The 1,282-nt window shown below is 50.6% G+C and carries 1 pseudogene; it reads right to left on the bottom strand.

Annotated features, from left to right (window positions below):
- Positions 1 to 135: 135 nt before the first annotated feature.
- Positions 136 to 1,143, bottom strand: a pseudogene (locus tag QZ506_RS12595) (APC family permease); the annotation flags it as partial.
- Between the last annotated feature and the right edge of the window lie 139 nt (positions 1,144 to 1,282).

Consider the following 1,282-nt stretch of genomic DNA (forward strand, 5'->3'; position numbering starts at 1 on the left):
CTGCTTGAGGGCCTTGTTATAAGAGGGCCAGTTGGTGATTTTAAAATTTTGTTTTGCCATGGAGACCTGATTTTGAAACAACTGTGGTGATCTGCTCCGATGATTACCCAAAAGTTCTATTTATTCAACAAAGCCGTAGATCAGGCCAATAGACGCCAAGATCAGCCCCAACGTCATGGAGCTCTTCTCCAGATTGAGCCACAGCGCCCCCACAGCCAATGCGCCTAACAGCAGGCAGCACCAGATAGTGGAAGGTGTCTTTCAGCGTGCGGTTACGGCCTTCACGCAGATATAACTGCGAAATCACCGACAGGTTAACAAAGGTAAATGCCACCAGCGCACCAAAGTTAGTCAACGCCGTTGCCACTTCAAGATCGAATGAGACCGCAGAGAGCGCCACCACACCGACCAGCAGTACGTTCAGCGACGGCGTACGCCATTGCGGGTGGATATAGCCGAAGAAACGTTCTGGGAACACGCCATCACTTCCCATAACATACATCAGGCGAGACCCCCCGAATGCGCGGCCATACCGGAAGCCAGTACGGTAACACAGGAGAACACCAAGATAATTGATTGGAAGAATTTCCCTGCCACATACAGCATGATTTCTTGCTGGGAAGATTCTGGCGAATCGAATCGGGCAACGTCTGGGAAATATAGTTGCAGGAAATAAGACACCACGATAAAGATCACACCGCCAATCAGTGCGGTCAGGAATATCGCTTTCGGGATCACGCGCCCAGCATCCGGAGTCTCTTCTGACAACGAACTAATGCCATCAACGCCCAGGAAAGAGAAGCACAGAATGGTCGCGCCGGTAATCATCGGCACAACGTGCGCATTCTCGGGCCAGAATGGTCGCGTGCTCACCATCGTACCTGCGCCTTCACCTTGCGAGACACCGTGAATCAACAGACCTAGGAACACCGCCATGATCGCCACCTGCACCACTACGATAATCGAGTTCAGGTTGGCAACGATGTTGATACCGCGCAGGTTGAACATCGTCATCAGCGCGACCAACCCTGCCACGAAAATCCAGGCCGGTACTCCGGGGAAAATCGCTTCCAGATAGGTTATCGCCAGCAAAATGTTGATCATCGGCATAAACAGATAATCGAGCAACGAAGACCAGCCAACCGGCTTTGTTGAATAAATAGAACTTTTGGGTAATCATCGGAGCAGATCACCACAGTTGTTTCAAAATCAGGTCTCCATGGCAAAACAAAATTTTAAAATCACCAACTGGCCCTCTTATAACAAGGCCCTCAAGCAGCGC

Source organism: Candidatus Symbiopectobacterium sp. (genome assembly GCF_020054415.1).
Lineage (GTDB): Bacteria > Pseudomonadota > Gammaproteobacteria > Enterobacterales > Enterobacteriaceae > Symbiopectobacterium.